Here is a 19715-nt window from a genome sequence, read left to right on the forward strand (position 1 = left end):
ACTACTATTTAGTATAAATGAAAACGATATTTGTGTCAAGGCTGGTCAAGAATTTTAATATTACAATAATGTTACCATAAGCTATTAGTCACTTTATTATTATCAGTTAATATTGGCATTAAATTATAACTCACCAAAAATGAATTTATGCATAAAATGCAGCGAGGTGATTACTGTGTGCGGAATAACTGGTTTTATAAACTATAAAAAAATTATTTCAGAGTCGGATAAAAACATTCTGTTTTCTATGGGAGAAACACTCAATAGGCGCGGTCCCGATGAAAAAGATGAATACTGTTCAAATTCTGTGGGATTAGCACATAGAAGGCTGTCAGTTATTGATATTAAAAATGGTCATCAGCCAATGATTAAAGAAAATAATAATAATACATATGTAATATGCTACAACGGAGAACTTTATAACACTAAAGAAATACGCAATAAGCTAATAAACTTAGGATATAATTTTAACGGTCACTCTGATACAGAAGTTTTATTGACTGCTTATATAGAATGGGGAAGTGACTGTGTAAAAGAATTTAATGGAATTTTTGCTTTCGTAATATATAATAAATTAACTGATTCTCTATTTTTTGCCCGGGACGGAGGCGGAGTTAAGCCATTTTTCTATTATAATAACGATTTTGAATTTATATTTGGCTCAGAAATAAAAGCACTGTTAAAGCATCCATCTGTGTCTTCCAATGTAGACAAATTTGGAATAGCTGAAATATTTTTAATTGGTCCCGGACGAACACCCGGCAAAACTGCATTTCACGATATCAAGGAATTAAAACCCGGATGGTGCGGAACTTTCTCAAAAAGTGAAGGGCTAAATTTATGGCAGTATTGGAAACTTAAAGCATATGAACATAAAGACAGTTTATCTGATACTATTTACACTCTCCGCTCTTTAATATATGATTCTATAAAACGACAGCTTGTATCTGATGTACCTCTGTGTACATTTTTATCTGGAGGATTGGACTCAAGTATCATATCGGCAGTTGCATCAGAAGAATTTAAAATTACAAACCGCGGCAGACTTAATACATACTCCGTGGACTATATTGAAAACGAAAAATATTTTGAGAATAATTACTACCAGCCATCAAACGATAATTATTATATAAATTTAATGAGTAATTTTATAGAATCAAAACACAACAATATTATTTTGGATAACGATTTAGTTGGCAACGCACTGCTGGACGCAACTCTAGCCCGCGACCTTCCAGGAATGGCGGACATTGAGTCCTCACTGTTATTATTCTGCAGTGAAGTGAAGAAAAACCATACTGTTGTATTGTCAGGAGAATGTGCCGATGAAATTTTCGGCGGTTATCCATGGTTTACAAACGAAGAAATGCTGGCACAGGCCGATTTCCCTTGGAGCGGAAATACAGAAATAAAAGCCAATTTAATTCAGGACAAATATTTGCAATTTGACCCAAAAGAATACGTGTTTAAACGATATAAAGATACAATAGATTCAGCGCCTAAAACTGGAAGTGAAACTCCATCTGACTCAAGAATAAAAGAAATTACCATGCTTAACATAAGTTGGTTTATGCAGACTTTGCTGTCACGCAAAGACCATGCGTCTATGTATAGCGGTCTTGAGGTCAGAGTTCCATTTTGTGACCTTAGAATAATTGAATACGCATACAATATTCCATGGGATATGAAAGGTTATGCAGGACGTGAAAAAGGTATTTTACGCAAAGCTTTCAGCGATATGCTGCCTGATGAAATTGTATATCGAAAGAAGAGTCCATACCCAAAAAGCTTTAATCCGGCATATACAAGAAATGTTGAAAATAAAATAAATAAAATTCTTTTAAATTATGACTCACCTATTTTAGAAATAGTAAAACCGGATAAACTGCAGGAACTGCTGGACACAAAAGCTAGTATGTTTTCAAAGCCTTGGTATGGGCAGCTAATGAACTATCCGCAGATATTAGCATATTTATATATGATAAATACTTGGCTTGATAAATATGCAATTAACATAATATAACGATATCTAAATAAAAAACAGACTAATATAAAAAAACAAATACCAAAACGTTATGTTTTGGTATTTATAATTTTTATTCATCCTTTTTTATACTATCCACATCTTTTACCACCCTATGACTTGTCGGAACCCACTTCACATCTTTAACCATAGCAACAAAGGCAATTGGCAGATATGTAAGCATATATAACGGGAAAGTAAATACATAAAGTATTTTCTTAGCTCTGGAAGTATATATTCTTTTACGCTCAGTTATAGCTGTTACTCCACCCATAAAGAAAAATATCCAATATACATTAAATAACGTAAATCCTAAAGAAAATAATACACCGGGCATTTCAGGCGACCTTATAACAGCGGCAAAAATCAATGCAAATATATTAAAAATTAAACCTATAACCATCATTAGTATTGCCGGCGCAACAGACATAAACATATCAAAACAAGCAAAACTGCCCTTAAATGTTCTCTTTAACAAGGTACCGCCATACTTAGCCAAAATCTGATAGTAACCTCTAACCCAGCGCATTCTTTGGATAAAAGACTGCTTTAACTCTGTAGGCTGTTCATCATAGAATACCGCGTCATTTGCATATCCGATTTTAACACCTTTCAAAACTTCACTAACAGTAAATTCTGTATCTTCGCTAAGAAGGTGACATCTCCATCCGCCTTCGGTTTCAACAATTTTTTTGCTTATTAAAAAACCTGTCCCTGTCACTGCGCAGGGAGTATTTAGTAACATTCTGGGATAATTCATATATTTAGCGTCTCTCAAAAAATATAGCGCATTACCGGCAGATACCCAATTTGTTCCGTAATTTTTGGAATTTCGATAGCTTGTTACAATATCATATCCATTATCAAAAACTTTATTCATTTCAAGCAAATAATCTTTGTCCAGAACATTATCAGCATCAAGAATTATAAAACCATCATAATCTTCTTCATTAAGCTTGTCTGAGGCAGTTTCAAAAAACCAGTCCAGTGCAAATCCTTTACCAACTTTAAGATTGTCATTTCTTTCATAAACTGTCGCTCCGGCTTTTCTAGCCGCTTCAGCAGTATTATCTGTGCAATTGTCGGCTATAACGTATACGCCTATTTTTTCTGAAGGATAGTTTTGTGCCAAAGCGCTCAGCACTAGTTCTCCAACAACGATACTCTCATCCCTTGCTGGTATAACAAAAGCATATTTATGTTCGGTTTTAGCAACAAATTTTTTCTGTTTCTTAAATAAAGCAACTACTAAATAAAAAAACTGATAAGCGTAACAAATTGTAAAAATAACTGATATAAGTAAATTAATTATAAAAATAACTTTCATATTCGGCTCCATTCCACTACAATTAGAAAGGAGAGGCAACAGAAACACCTCTCCTAATGTGTATAGTCGAAATATTTTAGATCACATTACGCGGCTTCATTACTTCTAACCTCATCTAATGTTCTAACAACGCTATGTTTGATAGGCTTCCACTCTACTTTCTTAAACAATGCTATTATAGCAATCGGCACATATGAAAGCATAAATACCGGGAATGTAAATAAGTATAACACTTTTTTATACCAAACACAATGAATTTGATCCCATTCTGTGATTGCAGTCAAAAGACCAAGTATAAAGAATAACCCATAAAAATTTACAAGAGTTTGAATAAGCGCCTGCACAAGAATAGCTGTCTCCGGAGCATCAGTAGCAATTGCTACCGGTATAGCTACAACATTTATAAGTACGCTCAATAGTGTAAGCAGCATCGCGGGCATAACTGTCATAAACATATCTAGACAAGAAAAACTGCCTTTCAAAACACCTTTTAATAACTTGCCGCCATAATTAGCAAAAACTTGATAGAAACCTTTTGCCCAGCGCAGACGCTGCGTGTATGACTGACTGAATTTTGTAGGCTGTTCATCATATAAAACGGCTTTGGAAGCATAACCAATCTTCATTCCTTTACTTACCGAATCACAAGTAAACTCAATATCCTCTGTGAGCAAATGATGTATCCATCCACCGTTTCCTTCAATCACATTTGCGCCAACCAAGAATCCTGTTCCTGAAATCGCACAACTTGTTCCCAACTGCATTCTAGAATTATTTAAATATCTTGCTTCTCTAAGGAACCATAAAGAGTATGCTGCTGAAATCCAATTACTGTCAAAATTCTTAGAGTTACGATAACTTGTAAGTATATCATATCCATTATCAAAAACCTTGTTCATTTCAGACACATAGTTAACGTCTAATATGTTATCAGCATCAAAAATCATATAGCCTTCATATCCCGCATCTTTATGGTCTCGATCTATTATCTTAAACAACCAATCCAAGGCATATCCTTTACCAACCTGAACTTTGTTGAATCTTTCATACACAATTGCCCCTGCTTCTCTGGCAACTTGTGCTGTATCATCAGTACAATTGTCAGCAATAACAAAGACGTCAAGCTTATCCTTAGGATAATTCTGTGATTTAATACTCGAAATCAACTGTCCTATTACGTCTCTTTCATTTCTAGCAGATATAACAGCGGCAAATTTATGCTCACGGACAGCTTTAAACTTTTGTTCACCCTTAAGAAGCCCAACAAATAAATAAAAAAATTGATAAGCATAACAAAGTGTAAACAAAATAGATATTACAGCATTAAAAATTATAATAGCTTTCATAAATAATCCCCTTTTAAATTCAAAGAATTAAAATTCACAGAATAAAATTTTCAGCTTAATAAAAATAATAAAACTTTTACAAGCCTTTCTCATATACTATATTAATTTATATTCTTAAAATATAAACAAATCATAAACAAATAGTAAATTTTTCATAAACGATATGTTATTTTACCTTTTCACTCGAAACCCGTCATAAATCATTCTCTTTTTAGTCAAAACTAACAATGAAAATTGATAAATTTTGTATACAATTTACTAATATCCAACTTTGTATCCAAATAGATTTCATCTGCTAAAATTGCTTGACAAATAAGCATACCATATCCATTCATTATTTTATTTCCATTTTTTTCAGCATATTTTAAAAATGCAGTTTTCTCAGGATTATAAATTAGATCAACAGCAAGCGCCTCATTATTGAGTTTATCTAAAAATGACAAATCTGTATAATCATATGATATTCCGCTCATCCCTAATGGTGTTGCATTTATAATCATATCACAATCATCAAGATAATTTTTAACATTTTTTGAATTAGAACTATCAAATTTAAGTGAAGTAACTTTATTTATTGACCCATTATCTTGAGCTGACATGACTCTCATACAAATAGCTTCAGCTTTCTGTACAGTTCTGTTTAAAATAATTATTTTAGAAGCCTCAAGCTGTGAAAACTTCAGCGCCAGCGTTGATACAACACCGCCTGCTCCTAAAATTATAATTTTTCTTCCTTTTACATTAAATCCATTTTGCCCTAAGTTCAAAGAAGTTATAAAACCGTTTGCATCAGTATTATATCCATATAATTTATTATCTTTTATTTTTACAGTATTAACAGCGCCAAACAACTCCGCTTCACTGTCAATTCCATCTAGGTATGGAATTATGTCAACTTTATGCGGCATTGTCAGGTTAAATCCGGTTACATTATTTTTTATTGCATTTTCTATATATTTATCTAGTTCATTTTTCTTAACTTTAACTTTTTCATATTCATAAGGAATTTTTAAAATATTTAATATACTGCCATGAACCTCAGGGGATTTACTATGTTCAATAGGGTCTCCGATTACATTAAGCTTAATTGTCATCTTCTTCCCTCATTTCATTAAGCAAATAATCTATAGCTAAAAGATAACCTCTGATTCCCAATCCACAAATTTGTCCTATACATCCGGATGCAGTAACAGATTTTTTCCTAAAATCGTCACGCTTATGTATGTTGCTTATATGAACCTCCACTGCAGGTAAATTTACAGCTTTAAGCGCGTCTAATATAGCATAACTGTAATGCGTATATGCCCCGGGATTAATTACTATTGCGTCACAGCTTCCCAACGCATGGTGAATAAAGTCGATTATTTCTCCTTCTCCATTACTTTGAAGAACGATAGCCTCGGCGCCTAAATTTTTAGCGTATTCTTCAATTGTGTTTTCCAAATCTGAATATGCCGTATTTCCATACACATCCGGTTCCCTGACGCCAAGCATATTTATATTAGGACCGTTTATTACCATTATTTTCATAACTCTATTTCCCCTTTCATATATATTCGTGATATATAAAAAAATACTATATTATTTATCAGATAAAGTTTTTATATGATTAATTATTTCTTTTAAAACCTCAGCAAAAGACATATTATTTGTTATTATATAGTCAGCTGCATCTCTATATAATTCATACCTCTCACTATACAGAGAAATTAATTTGTCAGCTCCGTCTTTAAGCAGCGGTCTGTCAGATGTATCAACATCTTCCATTATAAAATTCAAGGGTCTGTCAATGAATATAATATACCCACCCAAAAATTTTGCATTTTCTATATTAATATTATTTTTTACTACGCCTCCGCCGGTTGAAATAATAATATCCTTATTTTGCGGAACAGAACAAAACTCTTTTAGCTTCTCTGTTTCTAATCTGCGAAAATATTCTTCTCCGTTTTCCGTAAAAATATCATTTATTGATTTATTCTGACTTTTTTCAATTTCTTCGTCTAAATCAACAAAACTAAAGTCTAAGCTCTTTGCGGCACGTTTTCCTAAAGATGTTTTTCCGCACCCGGGCATTCCAATAAGCAATATTTTCAAATTCATCACCTGCTATTCCTTAATTTTATAATTACCTAAAAGCTTAAACTCACCTGTGCCTTCAATTACATTATTTGTAATTTGCCTTACCTTTTCATCTAAAAGATTCCCTGTATAATCAACAAAGAACATATACTCAAAATTTTTGTTATCAAGAGGTCTAGATTCAAGTTTTAATAAATTTAAATCTCCATGCGCAAAACATGCCAATACTCTATGTAACTCGCCGCTTTCGTGAGGAAGTGTAAAAGCCGCGCTGATTTTATTGCACATTACGTCTATTTCTGAATTAACTGACACCACAATAAAACGGGTAGTATTTTTATCACTGTTATTTATATCTTCCGCTAAAATATCCAAACCATATATCTCAGCATTCTGCTTACCCGCAATTGCCGCTTGAACCGGATTATTATCATTAGCAACTTTCTCTGCACTTTTAGCCGTGCTATAGTATTCACGGCAAATAATATCATTGCCTAAAGTTTTTAAAAATCCACTGCTCTGCATTATCCCCTGTTCATGAGAATAGATATACTTTATATCTGAAACTTTCGAACCTTTAACACCCATAAGACAATGTCTTATAGGTATATCAACTTCACCTATTATGAAATAACCATATTTTTCAAGCAGATCCATTACATCAACTATGGTACCGGTGTTAGAATTTTCAATAGGCAAAACAGCATAATCGGATTTATTATTCTTTAAGGATAAAAACGCTGCTTCAAACGAATCAGCATTAGTTCTGTTTGATTCTGCTCCAAAATATTTTATTGCCGCTTCCTCGCTATATGAGCCTTTAACACCATAAAACACAATCCTGGGATTTTGAATATGCGGTTTAGGATTTAACATATCCTCAATACGTTTTCTGCCTTTATCGCGGCTAAGTTCACGAGTCTGTCTATCACGACTTATTGACATTATAGCAGTAAAAAACTCATAAACTTCATTTTCCCGGCTTTTGTCTGTTAACAAATCCATTTTGCTTTTTAAAACTTGCTTTTCTCTTTCTGAATCAAGAACCGGCTTTCCTACACTTCGCTTGTAATCAGCAACACTGCTGCATAAATCCATTCTTTTTAAAAATAATGGCAGCAGCTCTTTGTCAATCTTATCAATCTCTTCTCTTAGTATGTCTAACCTATTTTTTTGGCTGCATGTATTATTTAATTCATTCAATTTTTGATTATCACTTTTAGTGTCCATTTTATCTTCCTTTAAGTTACAATTTATCTATCTAATAAAATATCCAAAATAGCCAATGCTACAGCATTCTCTATAACAACAGCGCCTCTGTGAACTATACATGGATCATGTCTTCCATGTATTTCTATAGATGCGTTTTCCATTTTTGATATATCTACTGTTCGTTGTTTTTGTGCAATCGAAGGCGTCGGTTTTAAAACAGCCTGCATTATTATCGGCATACCATTAGTAATACCGCCATTTATACCGGCATTATTGTTTGTAAATGTTTTAACATCCTTTCCTTCCATATAAAATTCATCATTTGCCTCATCACCAAACATTCCGGCAAAATCAAAACCGGCGCCAAACTGTACGCCCTTTACTGCCGGAACTGAAAACAGCATAGATGAAAGGCGGCTTTCCACGGAACCAAAAAAAGGCGCCCCCTTACCAACAGGCATACCAATAACAGCACATTCTACTATTCCGCCAACAGAGTTTAAATTTTCTTTAGCCTCAAGTATTTTTGCCTTCATTTGTTCAGTTTTACCGTCATCTATAACTGGGAAATCTTTTTTTGTAATCAACTCAATATCATTTTTTGATACTGAAATAGGATTAAACTTTTCATCAGCAACATCATTAATTCTATAAATATGCGCGCCAACATAAACATTATATAAGCTTAAAACCTGTTTGGCTATGGCGCCGGCAAAAACCAACGGCGCTGTTATCCTTCCGGAAAAATGGCCTCCGCCGCGGTAATCATGACTTTCTCCATACTTCATAAAACCTGTAAAATCAGCATGTCCCGGTCTTATTAAATCTTTTTCATAATGTTTTGAAATCGTATTTGTATTCCTGATTATACCGCAAAGCGGGGTACCTGTTGTTTTTTCATCAAAAAAACCAGATAGTATTTCAACATTATCTTCCTCACGTCTTGATGTTGAAATATTATCCTTTCCGGGAGCACGTCTTCTCATTTCATCTGAAATTTTTTCTATATCCAAACTTATTCCTGATGGAAGACCATCTATAACTATACCTATACCGCCGCCGTGCGATTCTCCAAAAATACTAAGCTTAAGATTGTTTCCCCATGTGTTCAATGCAAGTGTTCCTCCTTAGTAAGTTTCGTTTCCTGCCAGACGATCATACACCTTATAAAAATCAGGATAAGATTTGGTTACAGCTTTTTCTGCGCCCGTTATCTCAATACACCCCTCAGCGCGGCAAGCAGCAATAGAAAGCGCCATAGCTATACGATGATCGTTCCAGGAAGAACAAACATTTCCCTCAACCAAATCTCTGCCTATTATTTTTAAACCGTCTCTTTCCTCTACAATGCCAACTCCCAGCCTGCCAAGTTCGGTTGCGGTTGACCTTAATCTGTCGCTCTCCTTGTGTCTTAATCTTCCGGCGTTTATTATCCGGCTTTCTCCTGAGCAAAAAGAGCAAAGCACCGCGACAATAGGTACTAAATCCGGAATATTTTTGGCGTCAACCGTTATCCCATGCATTACAGCTGTCTTTTTAGCCATAATTCCGCCGTTTGGCCCCTTTACAATTCTTGCACCGGTATTTTTAATTATATCTAAAATTTCTCGGTCTCCCTGCAAACTATTAGGATTCAAATTCAAACATTCAACATTACAGCCGATTGCGTCAGCTACAAGAAAAAATGCTGCCTGAGAATAATCAGCCTCAATTTTTAATTCATTGCAGCCTTTATATTTCTGACCGCCTTTTATTTTAAACAGCTTATACTTATAATTTTCAATTTCAATTCCAAATTTTGAAAGCATATCAATAGTCAAATCCACATAACCTTTTGATTCAAGCTCTCCGGACACAATAATTTCACTGTCTCCGTCTATAATCGGCAAAGCAAATAGAAGTCCAGTAATAAATTGGGAGCTGACATTTCCAGGAAGACCATAACTCCCTGATTTTAAACTTCCATCAATAATTATATAATCAGTTCCCAGTTCATACTTTATACCTTTTTCGCGAAAGATGTTTAAATATGGAGTCTGTGGTCTCTGCATAAGGCGGCCATGACCTACAAATTTTACCGGAACGCCTTTTCCAAGCGCAATAGGCATCAAAAAACGCAAAGTAGAACCGCTTTCTCCGCAATCAAGAGTAATCATATTCTTAACCTTATATGTTTTTTTCTTCGTAACGCTCACTGTCATACTTTTTGTATTGACGCTGCATTTAGCGCCCAGTGCGCGCATACATTCAATTGTTGCTTCGATATCCTTTGAAACTGCAACATTTTCAATTGTACACTCCCCGCCAGAAAGAGATGCCGCAATTATAGCTCTGTGCGCGACGCTTTTGGACGGCGGAACTGAAACAATTCCTTTTAACATATTAGGTTGAATTTTTTTTACATCTTCCATCTTTCAGCCTCCAGCTCTATTTGTCATATAATAAAAAAATGTTAAATATTATTTAAGAAAGTCGCTTTTTTCAAGCTTTTTTATCATTACCTTGCCTATGTCCTCAATTAATATTAAATTAATTTTACTGCCTTCGCCTTTTTTATCAACTGCGACAGCTTCTGCAAGTTCATCTTTGCTGATTTGAACATCAACAGGAAGGTTATAATTTTTAAGAATGCTTATCATTCTGTCTGTAACGCCGTTATGTGTTATACCAAGTTTCTCACCATATTCACAAGACATGACCATTCCTACAGCCACACCTTCTCCATGAGTATATGTTTCATAGTTATATTTTTTCTCAATCGCATGTCCAAAAGTATGTCCAAAATTTAAAATCATACGTCCGCCTGTATCAAACTCATCTGATTCAACAACCTGCCTCTTTATATCACAACAATTATATATTATTTTATCGATATTTGCAAACAATTCTTTTGTAGATTTTATACTTTCAAGCATTTCAAACAGCTTTTTATCTTTTATAGCACCATATTTGATTACTTCTGCCATACCGTCTGCCAAAACTCTGGAGGTTAATGTTTTGAGGCAGTCTGTATCTATTATCACCATCTCCGGCTGTTTAAAAGCTCCAACCAGGTTTTTTCCACGAGGCAAATCAATTGCAACCTTACCGCCCACACTTGAATCTACCTGAGCCAATAAAGTCGTAGGAATTTGAACATAAGGTATTCCCCTAAGTAAAGTAGCAGCGGCATAACCGGTCAAATCACCAATTACACCTCCTCCGAGAGCAATTATTAAATCAGTCCTGGTAAGCTTAAAATCAAGCATTTCATTATACAAATTCATTAAGCAATCAGCAGATTTGCTTTTTTCCCCAGCAGGAACTGTTATAAGTTTGGTTTCAAAACCTGACTGTGCAAGACTTGAAACAACTATTTCTGAATATAGCGGAGCTACGTTTGAATCTGTCACAACAGCAATCTTTTCTCCGGAATAAATTTTTCTTATATAATCTGCTGTGTTGTTTAAAATACCATTATCAATGTATATTTCATACTCTCTTCCAGGAATATTTACTTTTAATTTTTCCATGGCTCAGGCTCCTTTTCCTGCATAGTTATTTTATTTTTACACACTTTATCAAGTAATTCATATAATTCATCACTTTGTGAATTGTCAATACAATACCTAATTTCCGATAAGTTTTCAATTAAGCGGTCTATTTCATTTAAAACATTTTTTCTGTTTGCTAAAAATAATTCACTCCAAAGCTTGGGATTTATTCTTGCCACTCTAGTACAGTCACGAAAAGAACCGGCTGTATACGCTCTATTCATTTTTTCCGGATAAGATAAACATAGAGCTGATGCTGCTATGTGCATTAAATCGCTTGTATAGGCTATCACACTGTCATGCTCTTCAGGACTTGCTATGGTGATACGTGTGGAGCCAATATATTTAGCTATTTCCCTTATCAGTTCCACACTTTCTTTTTTTGAAGTTTTAACGGGAGTTATTATATAACCGCTCATCCAAAAAAGCTCAGATGATGCGTTAACAAACCCATCCATCTCTTTGCCTGCCATTGGATGACCGCCTACATAGTCAACTCCCTCCGGCAAAACACTGCATATGGATTCAGAAACACTGGATTTAACACCGCAAACATCGGATATAACTGCCCCGGTCTTGAACCGGTGTGCGTTAATTTCTATAATTTTATGAATACTGTCCGGATATGTACAAAAAAACACAACATCAGAATTTTCTATAGCATCTCCGGCTTTTTCATATACAAAATTAACAGCTTTATTTTTTAAAGCGAGACGTCTGGTTTCGCTATCTATATCACAACCTGCAATCACGCATTTTTTAAATCCTTTGAGGGCATACGCCAATGAACCTCCGATAAGTCCAAGTCCGATAATTGCAATCCTAAAATCCTTCTCCATATCTCTACTCCTATTTTATATTTTCTTTCCAACATGAACTCCGATTGCCTTCATTTTGTTCATCATATTTTCAAACTGTTTTTTATCAAGAGACTGTGCGCCGTCACACCATGCTTTCTCAGGGCAATTATGAACTTCAACTATAAGACCGTCAGCACCGACTGTCATCGCCGCCAAAGAAAGCGGCTCGACCATCCAACTCATCCCGGCTGAATGAGACGGGTCAACAATAACCGGAAGGTGGCTTAATCTCTTAATTGCAGGAATGGCGCTTAAATCCAAAGTGTTTCTGGTATATGTTTCAAATGTCCTTATTCCTCTCTCACATAATACAACATTTGGATTACCGGAAGCCAAAATATATTCAGCCGACATCAGCCATTCTTCAATTGTTGATGAAAGACCTCGTTTTAATAAAACCGGTTTTTTTGTATTGCCTAATTCTTTAAGCAAGTCAAAATTCTGCATATTTCTTGCTCCAACCTGAATTAAATCAACATCCTTATCAAATATTTCCACCATTTTAGGCGACATAATTTCAGTAACAATCGGAAGTCCGGTCTTTTCTTTTGCTTCTTTCAATAACTTCAAACCCTCAAGTTCAAGTCCCTGGAACGAATACGGCGACGTTCTGGGTTTAAAAGCTCCTCCTCTCAGCATTTTAGCGCCGCTCTTTTTAACGCTCTGTGCCACATCAATAATCTGTGCCTCGGATTCCACGCTGCAAGGGCCTGCGATAACAGTAAACTCGCCTTCTTTGCCTATTTCAACATTATCTACTTTAATAACGGATGGATCCGGATGGAACTTTCTGCTCGCCTTTTTAAAAGGTTCAGCAATACGCATAACTCTGTCAACATGAACATTCAGCATCAGAGTATCAGGATCTATTTTGCTCGTATCTCCAAGCAAACCTAAAACTGTGCAGTCAACACCTTTGTTAACCATCACGTCAAGCCCCATATCCTTTATATAAGACACCATTTTATTGACATCTTCCTGTTTTGTTTTTGGTTTTAAAATAACTACCATTTTTATTCCTCCTAAATTTGTTATAAAAATAAAAAGGATGAGCCATAAGCCCATCCTTGAATAATTTTCAAAGTTTTATGTTATTATCTTAAAAAGAACATAAACGGGCTTTACTAAATTTACTGCACCAAAAATAACCAAAGCTAAAGTAAAAGCTCTGGCTAAAGTAGAAAAAATATTCTGTTGTATCAGAAATCAATCTACGCAGCAAATCACTCATTTTATTCTTCTCCAAATAACAAATTAAATTAAAAACACTTGCAAATTTTAACTTCTTAGTATTATACTACATACTTTGTTAAAATGCAAGTGTTTTTTTAAACTTTTTATATTTTTTCTGTTACATGCCTGGTAACATGGCAGTTTATGTTAACCGCACAAGGCATTCCGGCAATATGTGTAGGAAAAGTTTCAACATTTATTCCGAGTGCAGTTGTTACGCCGCCAAATCCCTGAGGTCCAATATCTAGCCGGTTTATTTTTTCCAATAAAATATTTTCTAAATCAGCATAATACGGATCAGGATTTTTGCTGTCCACATCACGAAGAAGCGCATATTTTGCAAGGTATGCAGCCTTTTCAAAGGTTCCTCCAATACCTACGCCTATAACAAGCGGCGGGCATGGATTGCCTCCGGCATTTTTTACTGTATCAACAACAAAGTCAATTATTCCTTCAAGTCCGTCTGATGGTTTAAGCATTTTTACCGCGCTCATATTTTCACTGCCAAAACCTTTCGGAGCAATAGTTATCTCAATATTATCACCTTCAACAATCTCTGTATGAATTATTGCGGGAGTATTATCTCCAGTGTTACCGCGTCTTACAGGGTCAGCAACAACTGATTTTCTAAGATAACCGTTTTTATATCCTCTCCTAACGCCTTCATTTACTGCATCACACAATAAACCGCCGGAAATATGAACATCCTGTCCTATTTTTAGAAATACAACCGCCATCCCGGTGTCCTGACAAATAGGAACTGCTTCATCACGAGCTATTTCAGCATTCTTTATAATGTTATTCAGAACATCTTTTGCAACTGTATTAGTCTCTTTCTCATATCCCCTGCATATTGCATTTTCTACATCAGGATTCAAAAAACAATTTGCGTCTATACACATTTTTTCAATAGTTTTTGTTATTAAATCTGTATTAATCTCTCTCACTGTATCACCATTCTTTTTTTATATAATTAATTTCCCCTATTGTGGAACACCCATGAATTCAGCCACTTTAACCATATATTAGAGTAATCTTTAGTTACAGTCATGCCTGACAGCACAGGATAGAAACCGACAAAGAGCAATCCACACAATGCAACAAAGCAGTTTGAAATATGCTTAAACCAGCCAAAACGTTCTTCTAAATCACGGAGAGTATAAACTATCATGATTATTAGGAATGGCGTACTTGCAAAGAAATGATATATAAATACACATCTGGTAACGAATACCCAAGGCAATATTTGAGCAAGCAATCCAACAACTAAAAATAGAACTTTTTTATCTCTCTTAATTATTCCAACGATAACTGTATATATAAAAGCAACTATACTGGACCAGAAGATCAATGGATTACCAAAAATGGAGATACATCCAATATTGTTCTGTCCTACCGTCTCTACAGGTGCCGAATAAGCCCATAAAGGACGGTAATCGATCGGCCACTGATACCATGCTGACGAATACGGATGTGTTGCCTCAAGTCCGCTGTGGTAATTATACATATAAGTCTGATTATTCAGCATTGCATGCCAAACATCCGGATATCCTTTAACCATCGAAATCGGCAGATATGACATAGTGTATATAAATCCTGGAATAAGAACAAAAGTTACTACACATGAAGCACATATCTTAAATAAGAATCCAAGGAATAATTTCTTGTGTTTTTTAGGCAAAGCCATATATACGCCAACAAAAATCAGAAGCAACTCTACAGCAAGTCCTGCCCCTGCATATATACAAATCCATTTTGACGCAGCGCCAAAGCCAAACATTAATCCTGATAAAGCTAAAGTTCCGATTAGCTTCCAAATAGTTTTTCCCTCTTTAAGCTTAGTTGGATTATTTTTTGCAAGGTTAAGCGCCCTCTTTCCAAACAAGAACATAAACAAATACATCGCTATTATAAATGTTACTGGATACGAGTCTATCGTTCCCATTCTAGTTAGAGCAAAATGCATAAAGTCAAACGCAAATATCAACGTTCCCAAAACGGAATATCTAGTTCTCTCAAATAATTTTTTAAGTAATATATATAAGAGAGGCAGCATTATAATTCCGAAAGTGGTTCCCATAACTCTCCAGCCAAACGGCGTCATACCAAAAACAGCAATACCGATTGACATAATTAATTTACCAAGCGGCGGATGAGTTGTCTCATAATACGGCATTAAATGAAGATGCTCATACGCAGTACGCGGATGATATATTTCATCAAAATAGGTGCTGTTCATAAAACTTGTTCTATATTGCGCCATATCCTGCTCATCCGCAATATTTGCACAATCACCTTTTCCGGTTACGTTTGATATCGGAATTTGTGTTCCGTCAGCCTGCCAAAAAGCAAGTTCAAACATTCTGTAGTCTATAGCACTGGTCTCACCTTTTATATATCTAGCTTCAACAGGAGAGGCAAGTTTTGACACTTCCCATTTAAAAACAGAATTAAGCTGACAGTTTACATTCATGTCCTGCCATGTTCTTCCATCCTTAGAATATGATAGCTTCATCCCCGGCTTTGTAGCAACATCGCCTATTCCCAAATAATAAGTTACAGTATCAATGCTTTGAACTGAACCCAAATCAATCTGAACCGTTTCATTTGGAGACTCAGGCTGATAAAACGTCTGCGGATTTTTTAAACTTCCCAAATTTACGTATGCGATAATAGCGTAAATAATAACAATTGCCGCCATTATTACTATATCAGTTTTAACTATCTTTTCCGTTTTTAATGGTTTGCCCGTATACTCAATTTTTGTTGCTTTATAAAATAAAGATGTAACTTTAGATAGAATTTCAAAATACTTTAATTTAATTTTAGAAATCCATGTATCAAGAGGTGGAATACTTTCTGATTCCTCCTCACATATTTCCACATTCAATTCAGCACTATCAACAACTCTACTTGAAACATTAACTTTATTTTTGCCGAATGAAGTAAAAAATACCTTTACAGCTTCAAAGCCATGATATTTACTTTCTCCAATATCTCCAGCCCTAGCACAAGTCACCTGAGGATATAAAACGTAATCATGTATGATAACGAACATGGTAATTATAAAAGTAACAACTTCTAATACTGAAGCGAACGCCATTGCTTGATATGACGGTCCTGAAGTATTAAATTTCAGCATAAACATCAACACACAGAAAACATTTATAAAGTTAACACTGCTGAAAAATGCAAAACTAAATAACGTTCTCTTATTTTTCGATAACATATATTCAAAAATTAAAAACATAATTGGCGTTATTAAATAACGTTCGTGCATTTTTAATCCAAACGTAAACAAGAAACTGATTATGAAGAATGCAGGTATAAATATCTTTCCGCTTGGGCTTTTGATTTTAATATATAGTATCAATGCTCCGCCAATAGCTAAAAGTATCATAACATAATTCAGAATATTGAGAAGTGTTTGGGCTGAGCCGCCGACTTCAAGAGAAACCCAATTTAATTTTAGCATTGCAAAGAAATTAAAAGCGTTTATTGTAAAATATGGATATGAAGCTAATGTACTCATATATTTTTGTATAAGCCAAACCGGATTAAGTGATACTAATAATTTTTGCCCTATATTCAATCCTTCATGTCCCCAAGCTGCATAGTTATATGGAATTGAGAACATAAGAAGCATTATAACTCCTATTACAACCATCTTTAATATCATTTTCCAATCCTTTGCTGCAACAAAGGCAAACAAAAATACCGGTCCGACCATCAAGGCCTGAGGCTTCATGAGAACAGCAAGCACATATAATATGCCGGATAAATAATAATTCTTCTTATACAAATTATACATTGAAAGTATTAAAAATACTGCCAGTACAGATTCAACTTGTCCCCAAGCAGATGAATTAATAAACAGAAGCGGGTTCAGCATTAAAATTATTCCCAAAATCAATGCAGACTTTTTGCCCATGTGTTTTGAACCAATAACAAAAACAGAAATCATCAATACGGTATCAGCCAAAATAGCCGGAAGTTTAAACATCAGCTGTGTTGCATTTCCGGAAAGATGAAAAATCTGATTAAACCATGCAAAAATTCCGAGTATAGTTATATACCCTGGCGGATAATCGCAAAAATACTCAGGAGCATAGAAATGTCCCGGCCCATTTGTCATCACATTATTTCCCCATGCTATCCAGCATGACATATCCGACGGATATCCCTTTAAAAAATAAGCCAATATTATTCTGGACAACAATGCAACAGCGCCAACAATAACAAAAATACGTATAGATAAATCACCAATATTTTTGTTATTTTTCAGTTGCTTTGCCGGCACAAATTTCTCTTTGGATTTTTTTCTTTGGTTTCTACTTTTTGATTTATTTTTGTTCACTTCCATCAAAGGTTGAACTGATAATTGATTCTTAGAATCAACAAATTTTTGCAGAGCCACAAAAGCTAAAATAAAAAGTATTGCAATTAAATAGGCTAAATACACTTCCTCTACCCCTTTTTCTATATATTCTTTAATTGTTTACTATAAATAATATGTTGTTTGAAATAAACAGTTGTTATTCCAACCCAGTATCTATAACATCAGGAACCAGGGTTGGCAGCGGAACATCATTATCATCCGAGCCTTTATCATTACTGTAAGAAGAATATTCTACGTAATCTGATCTCCATGTCTGACCAAGCATCTGCCTTAAATCTTCCTGCTGTATAGTATATGGATAACTCAAAACAAGTAAATCATCAAAATTATACATATCATAAAATTCTTTAACTGTAAAGGTATTATAATTTTCACCATTATTATTAAATATTCTGTAATCAACTATATACACATTTTCATAATTATTTAAAAGCCATGTTGAAAAAGCATTTCCAAAAGACTCTTTAATAATACAGATTGATTTGCCATTATCAACGTTAGTATGATAATATTCAAGCGGATTGTCTCCCTCGAGAAAAATAGCATAGTTACCAAAAGCCGGATTAATAAGCTGCATATTCTTTGTTGGTTTGTCCATTTCCATTTCACTATATGACTGTCCTTCAAATTCTACCTTAGGCATATAAAACTCAATTATATCACGGCTGCTGTCCAGCATATTATATCCATCAGTATCTACAGTAACTTTACCCCAAGAACCAAGATAATTATTTATAGTTCTCTTTTCAAATTCATCCAACTCAGAAGCCATATTATCCGAAACACTGCAAAATTCACGATAAGCAAAATATGAACCCAAATGCGTCCAATGATGATCCGTCTTAAAATATATGTACTTATCGGCATTTGACATCATAGCGTTTTCAATATTAATAGGCGTAACATTTGAGTTTAAACTATTATATATGTGTGAAATAGCTGAAAGATAATTTGTTCTAAAACCAAAAGGCGCATAAAACTCCGCCGCAGTGGGAACAACTCCGCAAAATACTCTGACATCAGGCAAATCTTCCGCCATTCCATTCAATATCTCAGCATATTTTTCTCCGCTTTTTTTGGAAATTCCAAGCAGTTCCATACCAAAATAATCGATTCCGTTTTTATTAAAAATGGAAACGCCGTTATACTGTCCATCGTAATTTTCATAACGATATTCATCACTTATTATTGTTCCATTCATCACGTTATTTGACTCAGGCAAATTTCTAATACAAACTATTCTATTTATATCGTCCCAGGTCACTTCGCTGCCGAAAGATTCAGAAATTGCTCTTACCGGAACCAATGTTCTGTCTCCTTCAATCATGGGAGCCGCATCCAAATGTATAACTTTCCCATTTCTAAACATCTCATTATTGTCAATCTGCAATATAATCTCGATATCATCCAATCTAGAAGTTATTATCTCAGTTCCCTCGTCCCATGATACCTCTGCTCCATAAGCTTCAAACACAGTTCTTAATGGAACCATTGTTCTTGAATTTACTATAATAGGATTTTGATCAAATTTCAAAAATGTCCCATCAAAATTAACTGAAATATCACCGCTGGAAGCGGCAGCTGATAGACTTCCAATAATAAATATTAATATCGCAATTAATATAATAGTCTTACAGAATAATTTTTTTACATCAATTATAGTTATCAAAAAATCACCAAATTTCAATTTTTTCATCTAA

General features: G+C 34.6%; 15 protein-coding genes. 1 reads left to right on the top strand and 14 read right to left on the bottom strand.

The window, feature by feature from the left end:
- The first annotated feature begins 175 nt into the window (after positions 1–175).
- Positions 176–2023: an asparagine synthase (glutamine-hydrolyzing) gene (asnB, locus tag B9O19_RS01400; RefSeq protein WP_102364759.1), complete on the top strand. Its 1848-nt coding sequence runs from the start codon at positions 176–178 to the stop codon at positions 2021–2023.
- A 73-nt stretch (positions 2024–2096) separates the two neighbouring features.
- Here asnB and B9O19_RS01405 read toward each other — a convergent pair whose 3' ends face one another.
- From B9O19_RS01405 to B9O19_RS01470, 14 genes are all read right to left on the bottom strand, one after another.
- The gene (locus B9O19_RS01405) at positions 2097–3350 is read right to left on the bottom strand and encodes a glycosyltransferase family 2 protein (RefSeq protein WP_102364760.1); all 1254 of its coding nucleotides are present in this window, start codon (positions 3348–3350) and stop codon (positions 2097–2099) included.
- 86 nt (positions 3351–3436) lie between these two features.
- A complete protein-coding gene (locus B9O19_RS01410) occupies positions 3437–4696 on the bottom strand; it encodes a glycosyltransferase family 2 protein (RefSeq protein ID WP_102364761.1) in 1260 nt (419 codons plus the stop codon).
- Between the two features lie 221 nt (positions 4697–4917).
- Positions 4918–5790, bottom strand: a complete 873-nt coding sequence (gene aroE / locus B9O19_RS01415) for a shikimate dehydrogenase (RefSeq protein WP_102364762.1) — start codon at positions 5788–5790, stop codon at positions 4918–4920.
- Positions 5780–6226 (bottom strand): type II 3-dehydroquinate dehydratase, encoded by a 447-nt coding sequence (gene aroQ / locus B9O19_RS01420; protein ID WP_102364763.1) that lies wholly within the window; start codon positions 6224–6226, stop codon positions 5780–5782. Before aroQ ends, aroE begins: the two co-directional genes overlap by 11 nt.
- Before the next feature lie 51 nt (positions 6227–6277).
- On the bottom strand, positions 6278–6799 hold the full coding sequence (locus tag B9O19_RS01425) for a shikimate kinase (RefSeq protein WP_102364764.1): 522 nt from the start codon (positions 6797–6799) through the stop codon (positions 6278–6280).
- A 6-nt stretch (positions 6800–6805) separates the two neighbouring features.
- Positions 6806–8008 (bottom strand): chorismate mutase, encoded by a 1203-nt coding sequence (locus B9O19_RS01430; RefSeq protein WP_102364765.1) that lies wholly within the window; start codon positions 8006–8008, stop codon positions 6806–6808.
- A 23-nt stretch (positions 8009–8031) separates the two neighbouring features.
- Positions 8032–9102: a chorismate synthase gene (aroC, locus tag B9O19_RS01435; RefSeq protein ID WP_102364766.1), complete on the bottom strand. Its 1071-nt coding sequence runs from the start codon at positions 9100–9102 to the stop codon at positions 8032–8034.
- 15 nt (positions 9103–9117) lie between these two features.
- Positions 9118–10401, bottom strand: coding sequence for a 3-phosphoshikimate 1-carboxyvinyltransferase (gene aroA, locus B9O19_RS01440; RefSeq protein ID WP_102364767.1), 1284 nt, complete (start codon positions 10399–10401; stop codon positions 9118–9120).
- 48 nt (positions 10402–10449) lie between these two features.
- Positions 10450–11502, bottom strand: a complete 1053-nt coding sequence (gene aroB / locus B9O19_RS01445) for a 3-dehydroquinate synthase (protein ID WP_102364768.1) — start codon at positions 11500–11502, stop codon at positions 10450–10452.
- Positions 11490–12362: a prephenate dehydrogenase gene (locus B9O19_RS01450; RefSeq protein WP_102364769.1), complete on the bottom strand. Its 873-nt coding sequence runs from the start codon at positions 12360–12362 to the stop codon at positions 11490–11492. The genes aroB and B9O19_RS01450 overlap by 13 nt, the downstream gene beginning before the upstream one ends.
- 15 nt (positions 12363–12377) lie before the next feature.
- Positions 12378–13394 carry a 3-deoxy-7-phosphoheptulonate synthase gene (gene aroF / locus B9O19_RS01455; protein WP_102364770.1) on the bottom strand — a complete coding sequence of 339 codons (1017 nt, stop codon included), beginning with the start codon at positions 13392–13394 and terminating at the stop codon, positions 12378–12380.
- Between the two features lie 326 nt (positions 13395–13720).
- Positions 13721–14563, bottom strand: a complete 843-nt coding sequence (locus B9O19_RS01460; RefSeq protein ID WP_102364771.1) for a fumarate hydratase — start codon at positions 14561–14563, stop codon at positions 13721–13723.
- A 26-nt stretch (positions 14564–14589) separates the two neighbouring features.
- A complete protein-coding gene (locus tag B9O19_RS01465) occupies positions 14590–18078 on the bottom strand; it encodes a glycosyltransferase family 39 protein (RefSeq protein ID WP_102364772.1) in 3489 nt (1162 codons plus the stop codon).
- Positions 18079–18151: 73 nt separating this feature from the next.
- Positions 18152–19711, bottom strand: coding sequence for a DHHW family protein (locus B9O19_RS01470; protein WP_102364773.1), 1560 nt, complete (start codon positions 19709–19711; stop codon positions 18152–18154).
- Positions 19712–19715: the final 4 nt, after the last annotated feature.

Origin of the sequence: Monoglobus pectinilyticus (genome assembly GCF_002874775.1) — a bacterium.
GTDB lineage: Bacteria > Bacillota > Clostridia > Monoglobales > Monoglobaceae > Monoglobus > Monoglobus pectinilyticus.